The 17,345-nt window shown below is 65.1% G+C and carries 21 protein-coding genes and 1 pseudogene; 14 read left to right on the top strand and 8 right to left on the bottom strand.

All coding sequences use genetic code 11. From position 1 onward, the window contains the following. Positions 1 to 294 precede the first annotated feature (294 nt). Positions 295 to 501 carry a hypothetical protein gene (locus ON32_RS29015; protein ID WP_157224256.1) on the top strand — a complete coding sequence of 69 codons (207 nt, stop codon included), beginning with the start codon at positions 295 to 297 and terminating at the stop codon, positions 499 to 501. Between the two features lie 143 nt (positions 502 to 644). Here the strand turns inward: ON32_RS29015 and ON32_RS29665 are convergent, their stop codons facing one another. The 3 genes from ON32_RS29665 to ON32_RS29660 all read right to left on the bottom strand — a co-directional run bounded on the left by ON32_RS29665 (position 645) and on the right by ON32_RS29660 (position 2,173). Continuing rightward, positions 645 to 803, bottom strand: coding sequence for a hypothetical protein (locus ON32_RS29665; RefSeq protein WP_157224255.1), 159 nt, complete (start codon positions 801 to 803; stop codon positions 645 to 647). Positions 804 to 1,004: 201 nt separating this feature from the next. Continuing rightward, on the bottom strand, positions 1,005 to 1,973 hold the full coding sequence (locus ON32_RS19785; RefSeq protein ID WP_157224254.1) for a patatin-like phospholipase family protein: 969 nt from the start codon (positions 1,971 to 1,973) through the stop codon (positions 1,005 to 1,007). 11 nt (positions 1,974 to 1,984) lie between these two features. Then, the gene (locus ON32_RS29660) at positions 1,985 to 2,173 is read right to left on the bottom strand and encodes a hypothetical protein (RefSeq protein WP_157224253.1); all 189 of its coding nucleotides are present in this window, start codon (positions 2,171 to 2,173) and stop codon (positions 1,985 to 1,987) included. Positions 2,174 to 2,821: 648 nt separating this feature from the next. Between ON32_RS29660 and ON32_RS30250 the strand changes: the two genes are divergently transcribed. The 3 genes from ON32_RS30250 (at position 2,822) to ON32_RS19770 (ending at position 4,110) form a co-directional block, all read left to right on the top strand. Beyond that, positions 2,822 to 3,088, top strand: coding sequence for a hypothetical protein (locus tag ON32_RS30250; RefSeq protein WP_245551196.1), 267 nt, complete (start codon positions 2,822 to 2,824; stop codon positions 3,086 to 3,088). Next, complete coding sequence (locus ON32_RS30245) at positions 3,006 to 3,581, top strand: IS5 family transposase (protein WP_245551169.1); 576 nt, start codon at positions 3,006 to 3,008, stop codon at positions 3,579 to 3,581. The genes ON32_RS30250 and ON32_RS30245 overlap by 83 nt, the downstream gene beginning before the upstream one ends. Before the next feature lie 61 nt (positions 3,582 to 3,642). Continuing rightward, a complete protein-coding gene (locus ON32_RS19770) occupies positions 3,643 to 4,110 on the top strand; it encodes an NUDIX hydrolase (RefSeq protein WP_040792457.1) in 468 nt (155 codons plus the stop codon). A 164-nt stretch (positions 4,111 to 4,274) separates the two neighbouring features. On the opposite strand, the gene ON32_RS28095 is transcribed toward ON32_RS19770, so the two are convergent. Then, positions 4,275 to 5,122 (bottom strand): IS5 family transposase gene (locus ON32_RS28095; protein WP_245551167.1). Its coding sequence is split into 2 segments (ribosomal slippage): positions 4,275 to 4,784 and positions 4,787 to 5,122, totalling 846 coding nucleotides; the frame shifts between segments, so codons are not numbered across the junction. A gap of 859 nt (positions 5,123 to 5,981) precedes the next feature. Here ON32_RS28095 and ON32_RS19755 point away from each other — a divergent pair. The 6 genes and pseudogenes from ON32_RS19755 to ON32_RS19730 all read left to right on the top strand — a co-directional run bounded on the left by ON32_RS19755 (position 5,982) and on the right by ON32_RS19730 (position 10,020). Continuing rightward, positions 5,982 to 6,323 carry a TetR/AcrR family transcriptional regulator C-terminal domain-containing protein gene (locus ON32_RS19755; RefSeq protein ID WP_040792455.1) on the top strand — a complete coding sequence of 114 codons (342 nt, stop codon included), beginning with the start codon at positions 5,982 to 5,984 and terminating at the stop codon, positions 6,321 to 6,323. Positions 6,324 to 6,412: 89 nt separating this feature from the next. After that, positions 6,413 to 7,387 (top strand): amidohydrolase family protein, encoded by a 975-nt coding sequence (locus ON32_RS19750; RefSeq protein ID WP_040792454.1) that lies wholly within the window; start codon positions 6,413 to 6,415, stop codon positions 7,385 to 7,387. Continuing rightward, positions 7,384 to 7,968 (top strand): acyl-CoA-like ligand-binding transcription factor, encoded by a 585-nt coding sequence (locus ON32_RS30240; RefSeq protein WP_245551165.1) that lies wholly within the window; start codon positions 7,384 to 7,386, stop codon positions 7,966 to 7,968. The genes ON32_RS19750 and ON32_RS30240 overlap by 4 nt, the downstream gene beginning before the upstream one ends. A 555-nt stretch (positions 7,969 to 8,523) precedes the next feature. Next, the gene (locus ON32_RS19740; RefSeq protein ID WP_157224252.1) at positions 8,524 to 8,838 is read left to right on the top strand and encodes an HXXEE domain-containing protein; all 315 of its coding nucleotides are present in this window, start codon (positions 8,524 to 8,526) and stop codon (positions 8,836 to 8,838) included. 31 nt (positions 8,839 to 8,869) lie between these two features. Continuing rightward, a pseudogene (locus ON32_RS19735) lies at positions 8,870 to 9,188 on the top strand (DUF3703 domain-containing protein). 94 nt (positions 9,189 to 9,282) lie between these two features. Continuing rightward, entirely contained in the window at positions 9,283 to 10,020 is a 738-nt protein-coding gene (locus ON32_RS19730; protein WP_040792451.1) for a DUF6796 family protein, read from the top strand. A 513-nt stretch (positions 10,021 to 10,533) separates the two neighbouring features. Here ON32_RS19730 and ON32_RS19725 read toward each other — a convergent pair. Then, positions 10,534 to 11,361, bottom strand: a complete 828-nt coding sequence (locus ON32_RS19725) for a dienelactone hydrolase family protein (RefSeq protein ID WP_040792450.1) — start codon at positions 11,359 to 11,361, stop codon at positions 10,534 to 10,536. A gap of 74 nt (positions 11,362 to 11,435) precedes the next feature. Between ON32_RS19725 and ON32_RS19720 the strand changes: the two genes are divergently transcribed. The 4 genes from ON32_RS19720 (at position 11,436) to ON32_RS30225 (ending at position 14,098) form a co-directional block, all read left to right on the top strand. After that, on the top strand, positions 11,436 to 12,422 hold the full coding sequence (locus tag ON32_RS19720; RefSeq protein WP_040792449.1) for a GlxA family transcriptional regulator: 987 nt from the start codon (positions 11,436 to 11,438) through the stop codon (positions 12,420 to 12,422). Positions 12,423 to 12,621: 199 nt separating this feature from the next. Next, on the top strand, positions 12,622 to 12,849 hold the full coding sequence (locus ON32_RS29000; RefSeq protein WP_051133477.1) for a hypothetical protein: 228 nt from the start codon (positions 12,622 to 12,624) through the stop codon (positions 12,847 to 12,849). 74 nt (positions 12,850 to 12,923) lie between these two features. Continuing rightward, positions 12,924 to 13,064, top strand: coding sequence for a YciI family protein (locus tag ON32_RS30230; protein WP_245551163.1), 141 nt, complete (start codon positions 12,924 to 12,926; stop codon positions 13,062 to 13,064). 410 nt (positions 13,065 to 13,474) lie between these two features. Continuing rightward, positions 13,475 to 14,098, top strand: coding sequence for a DUF6596 domain-containing protein (locus tag ON32_RS30225; protein ID WP_245551161.1), 624 nt, complete (start codon positions 13,475 to 13,477; stop codon positions 14,096 to 14,098). Positions 14,099 to 14,168: 70 nt separating this feature from the next. Here ON32_RS30225 and ON32_RS19705 read toward each other — a convergent pair whose 3' ends face one another. The 3 genes from ON32_RS19705 to ON32_RS19695 all read right to left on the bottom strand — a co-directional run bounded on the left by ON32_RS19705 (position 14,169) and on the right by ON32_RS19695 (position 17,182). Beyond that, positions 14,169 to 15,368, bottom strand: a complete 1,200-nt coding sequence (locus ON32_RS19705) for a cytochrome P450 (protein WP_040792448.1) — start codon at positions 15,366 to 15,368, stop codon at positions 14,169 to 14,171. Beyond that, positions 15,368 to 15,595: a ferredoxin gene (locus tag ON32_RS19700; RefSeq protein ID WP_040792447.1), complete on the bottom strand. Its 228-nt coding sequence runs from the start codon at positions 15,593 to 15,595 to the stop codon at positions 15,368 to 15,370. The genes ON32_RS19705 and ON32_RS19700 overlap by 1 nt, the downstream gene beginning before the upstream one ends. A gap of 366 nt (positions 15,596 to 15,961) precedes the next feature. After that, positions 15,962 to 17,182, bottom strand: a complete 1,221-nt coding sequence (locus ON32_RS19695) for a site-specific integrase (RefSeq protein WP_373284336.1) — start codon at positions 17,180 to 17,182, stop codon at positions 15,962 to 15,964. Positions 17,183 to 17,345 lie beyond the last annotated feature (163 nt).

Below are 17,345 nucleotides of genomic sequence, written 5' to 3'. Positions count from 1 at the left end.
CCGCTTCTCCATGAGCGCAGTTCGGGCCGCTGTCCACGGGATCCACTATGGGCACAGCGTAATGACCGATCCGTCACGGAGATGGTGGTATCGCAGGCGATGCATGTACCGGGGGAGGGGAGCGGTGTGGCGCTGTAATAACGTCGAGGTGTGATACGCCGTGGCGCAGTTGTTCTCGTGGCGTGTATCGGCGTGTCGGCGGTGATCGTCCTCGGATATCGGGTGGGAACACGGCTGATGTTCGACCAGGTCGAGATCGGTTGTGGCATACCGAAACAAGGAGCCACATACTGTGTGTACCATCGCACGAAACCGGGGTTCCTGCACGCCGACTACGAGGTGCTCATCGGGCCTTCACCTACCCGGGGATTGGTATACGGAATTCCCTATGCGGCCGAACAGACCAGCGTCACATGGGATTCCGCCACCGATGCGGTGACAATCGCCATGCCTGGAACGACGCTGACGATCTCCTCCATCGAGTATCTCGACACCCGGTGATACCGTTCGGCTCCCTCGGAAGCTGTCGCCGACACGGTAGGTAACTTAAAATAAACACATACGTAGATATGCGCATCTAAATATAGATATCCCTCAACAAACCACACACAACAAAAGCGAAGACGCGGCCGAACCGCCCCTGATCACAAGACGATGTCACGGATCACCAGGCAAGTTACGACGCCGTCGAGAACGGAGCCCAGGCCGATCTCGAACTGCCACTGTTCGTCGTCCTTACGGTCGACATCGTGGATATAGCGTGCGTACCTCGGGTAGTGACCAGTGTTCACGAGCCAGGTCATCTACGTGGCCGATCCCGCGCGGGCTTCCGTAGGAGTGGAACAGTCGGTTCCACTCGAGCTCCGATCCGAGATCTTCTGGTCGAGAGGGATGGGGGAGGGGCTCGCTGGAACTCAGAACACGCCGATCACGGATCCGCCGCGACGAACCGAGCCGGGTTCGTGATCTGTTCGTATACGGCGCGGCTCCTGTCGAATGGCCGGTCAGGCGATCGGCTGGATTCGATCGGCCGCGGCGGCTTCGGTCGGAAGACCGAGAACGTGTGAGTCGAGAATATTCAGGAGTTCGTGGTCGGTGCGGGAATCGATCCAGGTCGTGGTGATGTCGTAGCCGGTGTCGAACAGTTCTGCAGGTGCCCGTGTGGGCGCTTTGAGTGCCGCGCCGTAGGGCTGATGGGCAAATATCGTCGACTCGCGCAGGGTCTCGTCGCGGAAAGGGCGTGGACGATGCGCGATTGCGGGCAACGATGGATGTAGTAGAGGGAAAATCAGCCCTCCCCGGCTGTCATGTGGTTCCGGCCCGTACAGGTCCAGGATCAAGGCAGGGTGTGGGGCGAAGATGTCATGCGGGACTCGGTACTTGCAGCCGCCATCGAAGATGTCCTCGAGTCCCGCCGCTGCGGGCAAGGCTCCCGGTATGCGGGTGGCGGCGACCAGCGCATCGGCGACGGGCAGGTCGGACAGGCCCAGCTTCGGGAGGTCCCGGGGCAGCAGGAGCGTACCGTGTTCGGCGGAGTAGACGGGGATGAGCAGAGACGACTCGGTCTGGTGTGGTTGCTGTCCGGAAGTTTTTGGGTCGAGGGCGAAGTCGGCGAAGGTGCGGTCACCGACGATCGCGTGGGCGAGTTCGCGAATTCGTGGCTGCGGGTACAGGGTGCGCCGAGTCAGCATGGCGCGAAAACTCCTCTCGCCCAGGACATTCTGTTCGGGGTGTTCGATCGCGATCTGCCGGGCCTGGTCGCGGGTCATCCCTAGCGCTATCACTGCGGCCGCGATCGCGCCTCCGCTCACGCCCGCGACGACCGGCTGCAACGCGGGGGCGGGTTGCTGGATGATCTGGTCTCGCCGGGCTGTGAGTGCGTCCATTGCACCGATCGCCATCCCGACCATCAGGGTTAGGCTGCGTCCTGCCACTCCGGCAAGAATCCGAACCACGGTCCGTTGTGTCGTCAACGAGTGTCCTTTCAACTGCTGTCCCGCAGCACCGGCCGCGATCGAGGCGGTCCATCGCCGCTGAAATCACCGGCCTCGACAGTGATCCGCCTGCTGTTTCGATGAATCGACAGCGGCCAGAGCGGCGCGAAGCCATATCGCGTACCGGTGATCGGGTCGGTTGCCGTTTTCACCGCCAACGTCGCGGTTGCCGAACCCATCGATTTCTCTCCTGCCCGCTTTCAACTCACGAACCGCTGTAGTCCGGCACGGGTGCGAACGAATGTAACCGCATAAACCTGGCCTCGCCGGCACGATTCACCACGGGAGAGAAGGACCTGACGTGCGCCCCGATGCCGTGCTGTCCCGTCGTCTCGACGGCCGGTGCCCCGTCGGCTACCGATTCCACACGGCCTGCGACGATCCACTCCTGGTCTGCGCTGGATGTGTCGGGGTCGTGTAGTGACCGGTGGGTCCGCCGAAGTCGGGTAGACGGATATGCGCCCCAACCCCTGAGGAAGTGGGCGGTAAGTCGGGGATTTTCGCAGTTGGCAGCCCGTTTTCGGGTGCGGTTTGGTTCGGGGTTCCGATAGTAATCGCGCGAAAAGCAACGAAGTTGCCTTGACCTGCGGTGATGGCAGGATACGGGAGGGTGAGTGCCGTGACTGCTATGCCCGTGGCGCGGTGCCGCTGATGATGCTGTGTTGCTGCGCTCGGCGTGCGAGGCTGTTCGAGTGACGCGGTTTCAGGTGTTGTCGGATGAGCAGTGGGACTCGATCGCGGATTTGCTGCCAGTACGGACTGGGCGACGGGGCGCCCGTTCTCCTATGCGAGAGCGGTGGTCGAAGGAATCGTGTACCGGTACCGCTGTGGGATCGTGTGGCGGGGACATCCCGGAGGTTTTCGGACCATGGCAGACGATCTGGACCTGGCACCGCCGCCTCGCCGGCGACGCGATCGCGATGTGGGAGAGAGTCCTGCAGCGACTGCTCTCTGTCGCCGACGCGACCGGGATGATCGACTGGGCTGTGTCGGTGGATTCGACCGTCGCGCGTGCCCATCAGCACGCCACGAACGTCACCCGCCCCACAGGCGGCTGGATCGAATTACACGAATCCTTCGGTCGAGCCGCCTGACCATGCGATCGGCCGTTCTCGCGGCGGGTTGTCGACGAAGATTCACCACCTCGTCGACGGCCATGGACTGCCGCTGGTCGTGCTCGTCTCACCTGGCCAGTCCGGCGACTGCCCGGCCTTCCCTCATCTGCTCGACCTGACAGTGCCACGCAGCGGACGGCCGCGGACCCGGCCCGATCAGGTGCGCGGCGACAAGGCGTACTCCTCACGTGTCAACCGGGAGTTGTTGCGCAGGCGAGGTGTCGGTGCGGTCATCGCCGAACCGTCCGATCAGGTCGGGCACCGTCGTCGACGCGGCTCACGCGGTGGCCGGCCACTGGCGTTCGACCCGGTCGACTACCACGGCTGCAACGTGGTCGAACGCCGGTTCTGCCGCCTCAAGCAGTGGCGGGGTCTGGCCACTCGCTACGACAAGCTCGCCATCGTCTACCGGGCAGCGGTGGTCCTGCACGCCGTCATCGCCTGGACTCGCCGATCGTCAAACATGTCCTAGGTCATGTTTGACGATTTCGGTCGAGCCGTCTCGAGGATCTGCCGGAGGTAGTTTCACACCCATGAGTTTTCGGCTGGCCACGTACGCGGTATGCATCGACGACGAACAAGTCCTGCTCGTACGACATGTCCAGGACAGCGGCGACTACAACTGGACTCTTCCCGGCGGCAGGGTCGAGCACACGGAGGACCCCTTCGACGCAGTCACTCGCGAAATCACCGAAGAAACCAGTTATCGCGGAATTGTCGAGCGCCTGCTGGGGGTGGACTCGAGAGTGATACCGGCGTCCGAGGCACGTGCAGGAACCGAGCACCAGAACATCGGCATCTTCTACCAGGTTCGTATCACCGGCGGACGTCTCCGACCCGAACCGAACGGTGAAACCGTCGACCCGGTCTGGACCCCGATCTCCGAGGTTTCCGGTCTGCGCAGATCATCCCTGGTCGACATCGGCCTTGCCCTCGCGCACGAACTTCCTATGACCGGCCACGTCACTCCTGTCCCAGTCGGTGGCTTGGTCCAGCATTGACCTCCCTGGTGCGGAGAGTTCTCGGAGCCCCAATCGCATCGATATCCGAAGTGCGCTCAGCATTTGTCGGACACGCTCTAGGTCTTGGCCCTACCAGCCGACTACGCCATATCCGCCCGATTCTTGGCGAATGTTACGGTGGCCCCTAGGACCTGTCCTGTAATTCATCGCAACCACAGGATGATCGCGGCGATGGTGAGTTCGGCCTGGTAATAGGCAGCGCGCTTGGCGTAGCGGGTGGCCAGACCCCGGAACTGTTTGAGCCGGTTGAAGCAGCGTTCGACCACATTGCGTCGCTTGTAGACCTGCGGATCGAACGCCGGTGGCCGGCCACCGGCCGACCCCTTGGCAGCACGGCGGGCGATCTGATCGTCACGTTCGGGACTGACGAACCGGACCCGCCGACGCCGCAGCGCGGCCCGCGTCGAGGGATGCGAGTAACCCTTGTCCGCGATCACCACCTCGGGCCGCATGCGTGGCCGGCCACGTCCGGGACGGGACACACTGATTCCGTCCAGCAGCGGCAGGACCTGCGGGTTGTCACCGGCCTGCCCACCGGTGATCAGGACCCGCATCGGCAGACCGCGTCCGTCGACGGCGAGGTGGATCTTGGTGCTCAACCCACCCCGGGACCGTCCGAGCGCTTCACCGGCCACGCCGATGGCACCCCCTTTTTCCGGGCCCCGGCAGCATGCTGATGGGCCCGCACCACACTCGAATCGACCGAGACGATCCACTCGAGCTCACCGATCGAGTCGTCCTTGACGATGACCTCGTCGAGGATCTTCTGCCAGGTCCCATCGGCAGTCCAGGTCCGCAACCGCTCGTGCGCGGTCTTCCACGGCCCATACCGTTCGGGTAGGTCACGCCACGGAGCGCCGGTGCGTAGCTTCCACAGAATGGCGTTGATCACCTGCCGGTGATCACGCCACCGCCGGCCACGACCCGATACCGGCAACAAGGGTTCGATCCGAGCCCATGCCCGATCGGTCAACTCACAACGACCAACCACGACCTACAGCTAACACCAACCACCACAGTGAATTACAGGACAAGGCCTAGTCACGCGGCTTCGATATCTCCTCAGAACAGCATAAAGGGGACAGTAGCAATCGGCGCCCCTTCCCCGCTTTCTCATTCACGTGAAACGGCTGTGGAACGTTCGCGTCGCGGGGGCCAAGTAGACTCCTCCGGCAAGCGGAGCGACCGTGCGGCAGCGGTTGTTTCGCCTGCTTGCTCGCTTCCCTCTTTCTCGGAGTGTCGGTATCCGTAGGCGTGTGGCGGGTGGGGTGTCCCGACCCATATCGGTTCGGTGCTTCTCCGTCCGTTGCAACCGCACGGAATCCACCGGCCCCCGGGCCCGAGCGAAAGGTGAGGTTCATATGGACCGAACCGAAGAGAGCAAGTCCCAGCGCGGTCGCGAGACCGCCTTGATGATCGCCCGTCAGGCGGGGCGGGCAATCGCCCTGCACTGTCTACACAAGGCGGCTGCGGCGTGGTGACGAACTGGGTCGGAGACACAGCAACGGCCAGTCTCGTTCGAACACCGCCCGGTCGGTGTCGCCCCGATCGCGGGTTTCCCGCGGCAGGTCCGTCATCGCGTTCATCAGCACCGAGGCGACGCGCCGGGCGTCCAGGCCTGCGGGGTCCAGTGGCGCGAAAAGTCGCGCTAAGCCTGTCCGGTGGGAGCGGTTCGGCTGATTCGGGTGCTCACTGAGCGTTGTTGCGGTTCTGGATTATCACGATCGAAATTGTGATGATCGTATTTTGATCCCATCGGAATTTATGAGGTCGGAGCCTTTTCGTGCCGGCGGCCAGTGCTTCGCTGCGGCGGTCTTACGAGTTCGTTCGTACCCGGATGGGTGTGGCGTATGAGCCGGCGCGGATGCGGGCGGCGGCTGTTGTTGCGGCATCCCTGGCTCGGTCCGGTGCCGACCACCCGGCCCCTACTCGGCCCCAATTTGCTGCGCGGTCTGGAACATGCTCTCGCCGCCGCGGCGCCACTGATCTCCGATAGCGCCGACGCGGCAGCGGCCGTGGGGCTGATCCGGGGTTACGTGCGTGGTGCGGTCATGCGGGAACTCGCCGAGGGTGAGTTCCCTCTGGTGTCCCGCATGATCGCATCCGCCGACCGAAGCGCCGACGAACAGTTCTCGTACGGGCTGCGTCGCATCCTCGCCGGAATCGCGGACTCTCGGCAGGCGGCACGGTGAGCCGGACTCGAAGGGTCCCGAGGTGGCGCAACTTCCAATAATATGACAGTGTACTGTCAAATGCTGGCTTACTGACACTTTGGAGAGTAATGCGGACCATCGCGCTGGAGGAGCATTTCGCGACCACGGCGTTCCTGTCGGGGCCCGGACGTGCGATGGCCGAGCGGGCACGCGTGGCGGGTGGCGGCCGGATTCTCGACCTGCTCGCGGATATCGGCGATGAGCGGATCGCGGCAATGAACCGGGCCGGGATCGATATGCAGGTGTTGTCATTGACGGCGCCCGGGGTCGAGCAGTTGGAGGCCACCGAGGCCGTGCCTCTGGCTCGGGAGGCGAACGACCATGCGGCCGAAGTGGTGCGGCGACATCCCGATCGGTTCGCCGCATTCGCCGCGTTGCCCACCGCCGCACCCGAAGGCGCCGCCGATGAACTCGAACGTGTGGTGCGTGAGCACGGATTCGTCGGGGCTTTGATCAACGGCCACACCCGCGGCCGCTATCTGGACGACGAGTTCTTCTGGCCGATCCTGGAAAGAGCCGAAGCCCTGCAGGTTCCGATCTACCTCCACCCGACACCACCGCCGCGGCCTGTGATCGAGGCTTCCTATCTCGGCAACTACGCTCCCGAGGTAGCCGAAGTGTTCGCGACCAGCGGGTGGGGGTGGCACATCGAGACCGCGACCCACGTCCTGCGTCTCGTGCTCAGTGGCGCTTTCGACCGCTTCCCCGGACTCCAGATGGTGGTCGGTCACGTGGGTGAGGGTTTGTCATTCATGATGCCGCGATTCGAACACATCATGTCCCACGTCGTGAAACTGCGGCGCCCGATCGGTGAGTACTTCACAACCAATCTTCACTACACGTTTGCGGCGTTCAACTGGACCCCCGCATTCCTGAACCTGCTGCTGCAGGTCGGGGTCGATCGGATCCTCTTCGCCACCGACCATCCTTACGGTTCAATGGAGCATGCACGATCGTTCCTGGATCGACTCCCGGTCGGTGAGCCCGATCGAGAGCGAATCGCCTACCGCAATGCCGAACTACTGTTGGGTCTGCCATCGTGACCGGACTTCGGGAGAAAAAGAAGCAACGCACACGCCGCGCGATCCAGGAACAGGCGCTACGCCTGTTCGGTCGGCAGGGATACGAAAACACAACGGTCAAGCAGATCGCCGACGCCGCGGAGGTCTCCGAGCGGACATTCTTCCGGTATTTTCCCACCAAGGAAGACGTTGTCCTCTGGGACGATCTCGACTTTTCTTTCGCCACACACTTTCGGGCGCAACCGGCCGCATCCAGTTCTTTCGAGGCCTTGCGAACAGCCCTGCGCGACATCTTCACCGAGTTGCCCCTCAGCGAACGGCGATACTTGCGCGAACGGATAGCGCTGATGACGTCCGTACCACCCCTCCGGGCCATGTTGCTCGACCAACTGATCGACGCCGGCCGTGTGATGGCCACTCTCGTGGCCGAGCGTAGCGGCACCACTGTCGATGATCCGATGGTCCGCGCGAGTGTCGGCGCTGTCATCGGTGCAGGTTTCGCTACCGTCCTTGCGGCGCAGGAGAACCCCCAGGCCGACTTCACTGCCCTGCTGGACGAAACGCTCGGTCGGCTGGCCGTCGTCACGGCCGATCCAGGGTGATATGACCGGCTGAACCTTCATCGTCCTACCGATGTTCCCCGGGCACTACCGGCCGCAGTCGAAATAATCGGTGAGAGCGTAACAGCCGCCGACCGCAAGGCACTCCGGGTCTACCGGGACCGATCGAACACCGTTACCGCCCGGTCGGATTCGAAGCAGACCTTGCTGTGCACCTACCTCTCGGTGCTGCCGGCCGGGTTGCTGTTCAACAACCTGTTCGGGTTGGTCGTGGGCTGATCCACTCGCTGCCCTGGTCATTGCCGGCATCACTGTCTGTGAAGGTATCGAGGCCTGGCGCGGGGAATCGTGCCGTCCTGCGCCGGGTGCTGGGCGCGACTGCTGCGACCGACCGATCCGTCGAAGGAGCAGGGTGACCATCCACTACCACAATGTATAGTAGCATACTAATATATTGATTTATTTGAGGTTTTGTGATGACCGAGTCGCCGACCACCACCTCGCCGGAAACCGGTGTGGCATGGGATGCAGCGCTGTTGCGACCGGTACTGCTGCCGGCGCCGTTTCGCGGCGTGGGTGAGCGCGCATTTCGCCCCGATGACCACCGAGAAGTTCGCGGTCAGCCATATCCCGCTGATCCTGATCGTGCTGTTGCGCTCCTGGCGAGCATCGCCTCCGGACGCACACACCGGCCGGATGGTCATGACGGTCGCGTTCCAGTGGCAGTTCGCCGTCAACGCGATCTTCCATCTCGGCACCGCGGCATGGTTCGGCGACTACTCGCCCGACATGGTCACCGCAGCGACCGTCGCTCTGCCGGTCACCGTGTGGGGCTTCGCCCGGGTCCGGCGCAAACGCCTGCTCACCGGCACCCAGCAGGTCGCGGCGATCGGCGTTCTCTTCCTCGAATGAACACAACCCGACTCGACGAAAGGCCACATCCATGTCCCGCATCACCGCCCCCGCCCGCACCACCTACCACGACGAAATGCGCGCTGCCCACACCAACCGATATTGCACAACGGTGGATGAACCTGGAACGCGCGCACATCCTGTCCCGGCCCGACACGTTCACCCTCGCCATCCGGCGACGCGATCGCCGCGAAGCCCTCGGCCGGTTCCTCCGCATTGTCGTCGCCGCTCCGGCATCGCCGGCCGGCCGCTACCCCGAAGGCGATACCGGCCGCGCCCACGTCGGCCTGCGGCAACCGATGCCGACACCGCCGGATCCGGCCGCGTTGATGGACCCGGCCACCGCCTGACCCGCCGCAGATCGAAGGGCGTCTCGGCCCGAAAGCCGGTGGGACACGGTCCGGATCGCCCACAGCACACCCCAGGACAAGGAGAGAAACGAACATGAAACAACGCACTGTTGTGCGCGCGACCGGTATCGCAGGAATTGCGGCCGCTGCGGCTTACGCCGTCGGCGACGGCCTGCTGCTCGGCCGCCGGGCCGATCCCGAACAGCACCCCGCGCTGCGCGGGCTGGAACAAATCGACAAACCCCTGATGCCGCTACTGTCGATGGTGCCGGCACCGACCCGCAGACTCGCCGCAGGCGCCCTACTCGGGGTTTACGCCACACCGCTCTACCTCGCCGCCGCCTGGCACATCCACTACGGCCTGGCTCCGGCCGGTCCCCGTCGCGCGCTACCGCCCGCCCTGCTACTGGCCGGCGGACTGGCCTTGACCTCGTTCGCCCACGGCTCGTTCTTTCACATCGGGCGGGCTTACCAAGACCTCGAAGCCCTCGACAGCAATCCCGCAGTCCGGCAACGACTACTCGCCACCGCCAAGGTATTCGAGCAGGCCACCGTCAGCGCCTACATTCCACTCGGCGCCGCCACAGCAGCAGCGTCCGCGCTCATCCTCGACACCATCCGCCGCGGCGATACCGCCTACCCACGCTGGTCGGCACCGATCATCGCGCCGCTGATCCCGATCGCGGCAGCTACGGCCCTCACCGCAACCAGGATCCTGCCCGGACGCGCCCGCTACGCCCTGCACGGCGCCGGCGTCAACCTCGGAACCCTGGTCGGCCTCACCACCAGCACCATCCTCCTGTGGCGCAACCACAAAGCAGGAACCGCCTGAACCACCGACACACGCGGGCCTCGCAGCCTCGCTGCGAGGCCCCACCGCCCCGCCTGACCGACCAGCCCGATAGCCGCACCGCTCACACAGCCCGCGAACACAACCCCAGGTCAACACGCCGCCCGGAACCCCGCCGAGCGCCGGCATCCCGTGTCGCTCGCCACTGACACAGCTGTCGTAACCGTAGGTCGGATCACCGACATTCTGGTGTCGCCTCGCACGTGGCCGCGTCGGCGGACGGCCGCCGAACATAAGTGAGTTGAAGAATCCAGCGCCGCCAAATAGTCGTGATCACGCGGCAAACGCGGCCTGGCCTGCACGAACACCCGCGCCGTGAAATCGATCTCCAGCACACGATCATCCTCATCGGCAGCCAAGCCGAGCGCTGATCACTCGAGGCCACACCCCGAACGCGAAAACCCGGTTCTGTCAGTCCGTTACGTCATATCCGCCCGATTTTCGACGATTACCATCGGGATCGACAACGACATGGACGATATGTCACAGTGACGTTTATTTTGTGGTCAGTCGATTCACGAGGAAGGCGATGATCTCGTCGCGCGCCGCGGCGGTCGGCTCTCCCTCCGCATCGATCAGATGAGCGGTGACCACACTGTGTGGGCAGCCGATGATCTGCGAGAAGAACGGCGGTGGCGAAGGGTTCGCCGAATCGCCGGGGAGCACACGCGGCTCGAAACGTGGGCCCAGCGCTGCGGCGTAAGCGGCGAAACGTTGTGCGGTGCAGAAGCGGTCGCCCTCGAAACGATAGGCGCGGACCACGAGATCTTCGCGGTCGAGGCGCTCTCGTACGGCCGCGAGCTCATCGGGGGAAATCTCCAGTCCGTCGGGTTCATCCAGCGGTAGGGACGGTTGGCACAACACCGGTGCCAGCATCGCCGGTTCGAGCATCATGGTGAGCGCGAAATTGCCGGTGAAGCACATTCCCACCGCACCGACGCCGGGCCCGCCGCATTCGCGATGGACCAGAGCCGACAACGCGCGCAGCCATACCGCGACCGGGCTGGATCCACCCGCACCGAAGGCGCGGAATTCGGCGCTGACACAGGCTCGTCGGAGAACTTTCGCGCCGGTCTCCGCTTCCGGGTAGGCGCCGTCGCGGCCGAACAGCGAGGGCAGATGGACGGTGAGGCCGGCGTCGCGTACCCAGCGAGCGAAGCGGACCACATCGGGGCTGATGCCGGGCATTTCCGCCATGATGATGACCGCAGGCCCGGTGCCGCTGACGTAGACGGTGCGGGTGGCTGACTCGAGGGTGATGGAGCGGGGTGTGAAATCGGCGAGGTCGTCGTCGAGAGAATCCTGCGGAAGAGATTGCTGCATTCCTCGAACTCTGCCGTAGCAGGACACACCACCGCTATTGGCAAGATCGCCACTTTTCGGTTTAATCTCGCCAGATGATTACCCATCTCGCGCTGGACGGGGCACTCGAAGGCGCACTAGGACTCGGTATCGACATCGTCGATACCGCGGCCGGGATCGCCGGGGACACGGCGGGCGGCCGGTTGCGACAGCGCGTCGTCTCACTCGACGGACTGCCGGTCCGATCCGGTAACGGGCGGCCGATCGGGGTCGATCCCGAAACCACGCTCGCGGCGGTGGAGTTCGAGCCCGGTGATGTTCTGGTGTTGCCGGGTCCGTCCGCATTCGACGCAGCGCGTATCGAGGCGTTGTTGGCCCATCCCCGAACCGGGCAGGTCGTCGAGGCCATTCGGCGCGCCGCCGATTCCGGCGCCACGGTGGCCGCCTCCTGCTCGGCTGTCTTCGTGCTCGCGGCCTCGGGGTTGCTGTCGGGCCGGGTCGCCACCACCACCTGGTGGCTGGCGCCGCTGTTGGCCCGCCGTTTCCCCGATATCACCGTGCGCTCCGATCGTATGGTGGTCGACAGCGGCGCCGTGCTCACCGCCGGCGCGGCTTTCGCGCATACGGATCTACTGCTGACGCTGGTCGCCCGGCTCTGCGGTGGCGCATTGGCCGAACGGGTGGCCCACTACCTGGTGCTCGATGCCCGTATGTCGCAGTCGCGTTACATGGTGCTCGAGCATCTGCGAGCCACCGACCCGGCGCTGCGCGCCGTGCAGCAGCATGTGCTCGCCAATCTGCACCGGCAACTGTCGCTTAGGGAATTGGCCGGTGTCGCGGCGGTTTCTCCGCGCACCCTCGACCGGCGTATTCGCGAACACTTCGGTATCTCACCCACCCAGTACGTGCATCGTCTCCGGGTGGGGCAGGCGGTCACCCTGCTCACGACCACGCGCGACCCCGTCGACGTGATCGCGGCCGCGGTGGGGTACGCCGACCCGGCGGCCTTCCGGCGCATCTACCGCCGGCACAGCGGCGAGACACCGACCGCCACCCGCGCCCGCGCGGCCGGATCGACGTGATATGCGCCGTCGGCGATCGCGTCACCCGTGTTCTGTGACCGATAGGTCTGGTCAGGCTCGATTCCGGGGAGGCTCCGGATATGGCCGGTGTCTCGGTGAATCGGATTCGGGTCATCGTCGAGGCCCCACCGACCTTCCAGGTGCCGACAAGGCGGTCCGATGCGAGCAGTTCAAGGGTGGGTTGTCAAGGAGGAAAACGATGGCCTTCGTCGCCACCGACCCGACCGTCTCCACCCCCGTGCACGTGAACAGCCGAACCACCGAGCGATTGTTGCTCGCCGGTGCCGCCGCCGGCCCACTGTTCTTTGTCTCGGCGATGGCTCAGATACTCACCCGAGAGCACCCGATCAGTCAGCTCTCGACCGGCAGTAGGGAATGGGGAGACGGGCGCTACCGGTGTTGGTCGGCGTTTTCGGAGCCGGAATGATCGCATCGGGCGTATTCACCATGGACCCCGAAAACGGGTTCCCGGCAGGCACTCCCGACGGGCCGTTCGTCGAGATGAAAGAGGTGCTGGCCGGCTTCGCCGTGATCGACGTCGTCGGACATGAACGGGCCGTGGAGATCACGGCCCGCATCGTCGAAGCGCTCGGCGAGCCGATCGAGATCCGCCCGATCATGGGCGAGGAATTCACCGCGTGAGCCCCGAGATCGAGAACCTGCTGCGCACCGAAGCGCCGCAGGCCCTCGGTGCCCTGGTGCGCAGGTTCGGGCGCTTCGATATCTCCGAAGACGCCGCGAACTGGACGCCGGTGCGGCCGAACTCGCCATGGCCGAACCCACACGCGCCGCGCGGCCCGGAGGAACCGACGACAGTCTCACCGTGCTCTTGCTGTGTTGTCACCCCGCACTCGGCCACACCTCACAGGTGGCGCTCACCTTACGCGCGGTCGGCGGCCTCACCACCTCCGAGATCGCGCATGTCTACGGCACGACCGAGGCCACCATGGGCACCCGAATCCATGGGCACCCGAATCAGCCGCGCCAAGAAGTAGCTCGCGAAGGTAGGCGCCCGCTTCACCCTCCCCACCGGCATCGACCGCGACAGCCGCATGGCTGCGGTGCTACAGGTGCTGTACCTCATCTTCAACGAGGGCTACACCGCCACCGCCGGATCTGCGCTCACCCGCGTCGACCTCACCACCGAAGCCATCCGGCTCACCAGAATGCTGCACGCCGCCGTGCCCGACGATGCGGAGGTAACCGGATTGCTCGCATTGATGCTGCTCACCGAATCCTGCCGCACGGCTCGCACCGACGGTGACGAGCTGATCCCCCTGGACCAGCAGGACCCCACCCGATGGAATCGCGAAATGATCGTCGAGGGAACAGCTCTCATCGACAGCGTCTGGGCTCAAATCGCGATGCTCTACCTGTGGCTCGAATTCCTCACGCCCACACCGCCGGTACAACTCGCTCGGGTGGTGGCCGTCGCCCACGCCTACGGCCCCGCGCGTGGCCTGGCCCTGCTCGACGACCTCAACCGCCGCCATAACCTCCACAGCAACCCACTCACCCGGCATGCCCACCTTCTCCAGCAACTCGGTGACAACACCACCGCCGCCGGGCTCTTCCGTCGGGCCGCCGAGTTCACCGACAACCGGATCGAGCAACGCTACCTGCACAACAAAGCCGGCCACGTGGACAACACACCGAACAGGGCACCGCAGACGTGAGTCCGGTGACCGAACCCACCTGCCGCACGCTCGAATAGCGGCCCGAGTGGAAGGTTGTTCGTCGGGATGGTTACCAAGTGATGGGAAGTCGTTCCGCGCCGCGGGTGAGCATGCCCTGTTTCCACGGAACGTCATCGGCCGCCACGGCGAGGTCCAGATTCGGGAACCGCTGCGGCAACATGGTGAACAGCACCTGTAGCTGCATGCGGGCCAGTTGGGCGCCCAGGCAGTGGTGCACCCCGTGGGCGAAACCCAGATGCGGGTTCGGGTTTCGGGCCAGGTCGAGCCGGTCGGCGTCGTCGAACGCCTCCGGGTCCCGGTTGGCGGAAATGACGGACAGCACCACGCTGTCACCCTCGCGGATGGTCACTCCGCCGACCTCCACGTCGGTGGTCGCGACATACGGTAGACCGCTTCCGCTGCCCAGTGGGATGTAGCGCACGAGCTCTTCGACCGCGGTGGGCACGAGTTCGGGGTTGTCGCGAATCCGGTCGTATTGCCGGTCGCCGGTGAGCAGAACGTAGAGCGAATTGACCATCTGGTCGGCCGTGGTCTCGAAACCCGCGGCCAGCAGCGTGATACCGAAGACGACCAATTCGTCGTCGGTGAGTTTGCCCTGATCGTCGTGGGCGCGAACCAGCGCGCCGATCAGATCGTCGGTGGGGTATCGCCTTCGCTCTTCCACCATGCCGCGGACATAGTCGGACAGCTGCGCCAGCGCGGCCATGCCTTCCTCCGGCTTCACCGAGGTGACGCTCAGCAGGTCTCGGGCCCACTCCCGGAAGGCGTCCCTGTCGGATTCCGACACGCCGAGCAGGTCACCTACGACCAACGCCGGGAAACGTATGGCCACCTCGGAGACGAAATCCGCCGGCGCCCCTCTACTTTCCACACCGTCGAGCAGACCCGCGAGAATTTTCTCCGCACCCTCACGCAATCGTTCGACCCGGCGCACGGTGAACTCTCGTGCCACGATGCTGCGGATCCTGGTGTGGTGCGGCGGATCCATACTGATGATCATCGCATTCGGTGGGGGCACGGTGGTGATCCGCGGCATACCCGGTTCACAGGCGCGTGCTCGACTGAACCGGTTGTCGGTCATGATCGATCGGACATCGGCGTAGCGGGTCACAAGCCACGCCGTACCTTCGGGCAACCGGACCGGTACGACCGGTGAATGCGTTCGAAGGCGGGCGTATTCGGGTTCGAGCTCCAGGCCGGGCCCCGGGGTGAACGGAAATTCCAGTTCGGCATCCACAACGTGAGACATCAGTTCCCTCCGGGGAATATGGGCTGTCCGGTGGCAGCGTCGACGATCGTGATCGCTTCGGCCGGGCAATTCGTTGCGGCCAAGAGGATCGCCTCGTCGGCGCCGCACGGCGAGGCCACCGGATGTGAATGGTCTCCCGCCAGGACGAATGCGGTGCTCGCCGCCGCAACGCACAGGCCCGAGCCCAGACACACGTCGCGATCGACGGTGATTTCCCAGTCGGCCACTGCCCTGATCCTTCCCACGGGCCGAGTCCCGAAGCTATCTGTTACCGGGATTTCGCTTCGGGAAGTTGCCGATACTATGCTCGCCGATCGATCGGGCCGCAACTCGAGGGCCGGGCCCGATGTTCCGGCCCGCCCGGATCGTTCGATCGCGGGATGCGCGACGGACTCGATGAAGCGCGGTGAACGTCACGACATCGTTGACCGGAGGGGCCGTGGTCGTTGCCGGTGGTGTGGGCGGGCTGTGTCCATGTCGGGACGTTCTCCGGGGATGTCCGGTTGCCGGAGCACCCGGGCGGGGGCGGGTACTGGTGCTGAATCGGCTCGGTCGGTGGGCGAATGCCGCGGATCGCTGGGTCGGTTCCGTTGTCAGAGTCCGAGTTTGGTGACGGCGTTGTCGGCCAGGGGGTCGGCGGTGCGGATGTAGCCGTGGACGGTGCGGGGGTTGGACCAGCGGCCTTGGCGCATGATTTCGCGGTCGGCCGCCCCACCGAGCGCGGCCTGGGTGGCGAAACCGGCGCGGAGGGAATGACCGGAGAACAGGGCGGGGTCGAGTCCGGCGCGTGCGGCATAGCGTTTGACGAGTTCGGCGACGGCTCGGCCGGAAATGGGGGTGTCGCCGATACCACCGTGGCGGGTGATGGCAGGGAACAAGGGAAGGTCCGGAGGAAGGTCGGGGTCGGTGGTGTGGCCGTGGCAGCGGTGGATGCGGGGGTTGGGGTGTGGTTGCCGCTCGATCCGAGCGCGAAGGGCGTGGGGGTCGGCGGTGTGCGCGGCGATAAGGTGCATCCAATCGGCGTAGGCGCAGACCGGGCAGGTGCGGGGGTGTTTGCCGCGGGGGAGTGCGACACGGTGTTCGTGGATACCGGTGGGGTCGGTTTTGGTGGTGGGGAGATGGACGAGCAGCATCGGTTCGCCGGTGGTGTGCTCGTGGCCGAGGTGGATGTCGCCGATGCGGAGTGCGGCGAGTTCGCTGCGGCGTAGGGCGCCGGCGAATCCGATGAGCAGCAGGAGGGTGTCGCGGCGGCGGGCGGGTTCGCCGGGCCATCCGGGATCGGGGAGCCCGGTGAGGAGTTCGTCGAGGGTGTGCAACAGGATGGGGCGTTTGCGGCGGGGGCGGGTGCGGCGGGTGCGGCGGATACCGCGGAGGGTGAGTCGGACGACGTCGGAGCGGGTGGGGGAGGGCAGACCGTTGGCGGCGTGGACGGCGGCGATGGCGGCGGCTTTGCGTTCCAGGGTGGTGGGTGCGAAGGCGTGGCGGCCGTCGTCGCGGCGGGTGTCGGCGGCCGCGGCGAGGTAGACGGCGATGTCGAGGGGGTCGGCGGGTAGGGCGCGGCGGCCTTCGTGGGCGCACCAGGCGGCCCAGGCGAGCCAGTCGCTGCGGTAGGCGCGGACGGTGTTGGTGGATTGGGATGCGGTGAGGTACCGGGCGAGGGCGTCGGATTGCTCGTCGTCGAAGCGGTCGCGGACCAGTCGCAGCGCGGCGGTGTCGATGAGGACGCTGTGCACCCCGCGGCGCAACTCGGCGTGGACGGTGTCGGGTATGGCGATGGCCGTGGGCTGGGTCTCCACTCGAACCTGCTTCCTGATCGACAACTAATTACGTCACGGTTCCGTTTTTCGTCAATAAACGAAACGTAATCCGAGACGGAATGTGATGTGCGGCAACACATCACTGCACACTAGCTATCCTAGCCTCCGATAAGGTTCACTTATCGGAGGCTAGAATAGCGCCCTCGTCCTTGCCGTCCGC

It is taken from the genome of Nocardia paucivorans NBRC 100373 (genome assembly GCF_000308675.1).
Lineage (GTDB): Bacteria > Actinomycetota > Actinomycetes > Mycobacteriales > Mycobacteriaceae > Nocardia > Nocardia paucivorans.
Note: the sequence above shows the minus strand (reverse complement) of the source record. Positions and strands in the feature narration are given on the sequence as shown.

Coding starts and splice junctions, on each gene's coding strand:
- ON32_RS29665 (WP_157224255.1), bottom strand. CDS start 803: ATGACCTGGCTCGTGAACACTGGTCACTACCCGAGGTACGCACGCTAT.
- ON32_RS29660 (WP_157224253.1), bottom strand. CDS start 2,173: ATGGGTTCGGCAACCGCGACGTTGGCGGTGAAAACGGCAACCGACCCG.
- ON32_RS19770 (WP_040792457.1), top strand. CDS start 3,643: ATGAGTTTTCGGCTGGCCACGTACGCGGTATGCATCGACGACGAACAA.
- ON32_RS19755 (WP_040792455.1), top strand. CDS start 5,982: ATGAGCCGGCGCGGATGCGGGCGGCGGCTGTTGTTGCGGCATCCCTGG.
- ON32_RS19750 (WP_040792454.1), top strand. CDS start 6,413: ATGCGGACCATCGCGCTGGAGGAGCATTTCGCGACCACGGCGTTCCTG.
- ON32_RS19740 (WP_157224252.1), top strand. CDS start 8,524: ATGACCACCGAGAAGTTCGCGGTCAGCCATATCCCGCTGATCCTGATC.
- ON32_RS19730 (WP_040792451.1), top strand. CDS start 9,283: ATGAAACAACGCACTGTTGTGCGCGCGACCGGTATCGCAGGAATTGCG.
- ON32_RS19725 (WP_040792450.1), bottom strand. CDS start 11,361: ATGCAGCAATCTCTTCCGCAGGATTCTCTCGACGACGACCTCGCCGAT.
- ON32_RS19720 (WP_040792449.1), top strand. CDS start 11,436: ATGATTACCCATCTCGCGCTGGACGGGGCACTCGAAGGCGCACTAGGA.
- ON32_RS29000 (WP_051133477.1), top strand. CDS start 12,622: ATGGCCTTCGTCGCCACCGACCCGACCGTCTCCACCCCCGTGCACGTG.
- ON32_RS30230 (WP_245551163.1), top strand. CDS start 12,924: ATGAAAGAGGTGCTGGCCGGCTTCGCCGTGATCGACGTCGTCGGACAT.
- ON32_RS30225 (WP_245551161.1), top strand. CDS start 13,475: ATGGCTGCGGTGCTACAGGTGCTGTACCTCATCTTCAACGAGGGCTAC.
- ON32_RS19705 (WP_040792448.1), bottom strand. CDS start 15,368: ATGTCTCACGTTGTGGATGCCGAACTGGAATTTCCGTTCACCCCGGGG.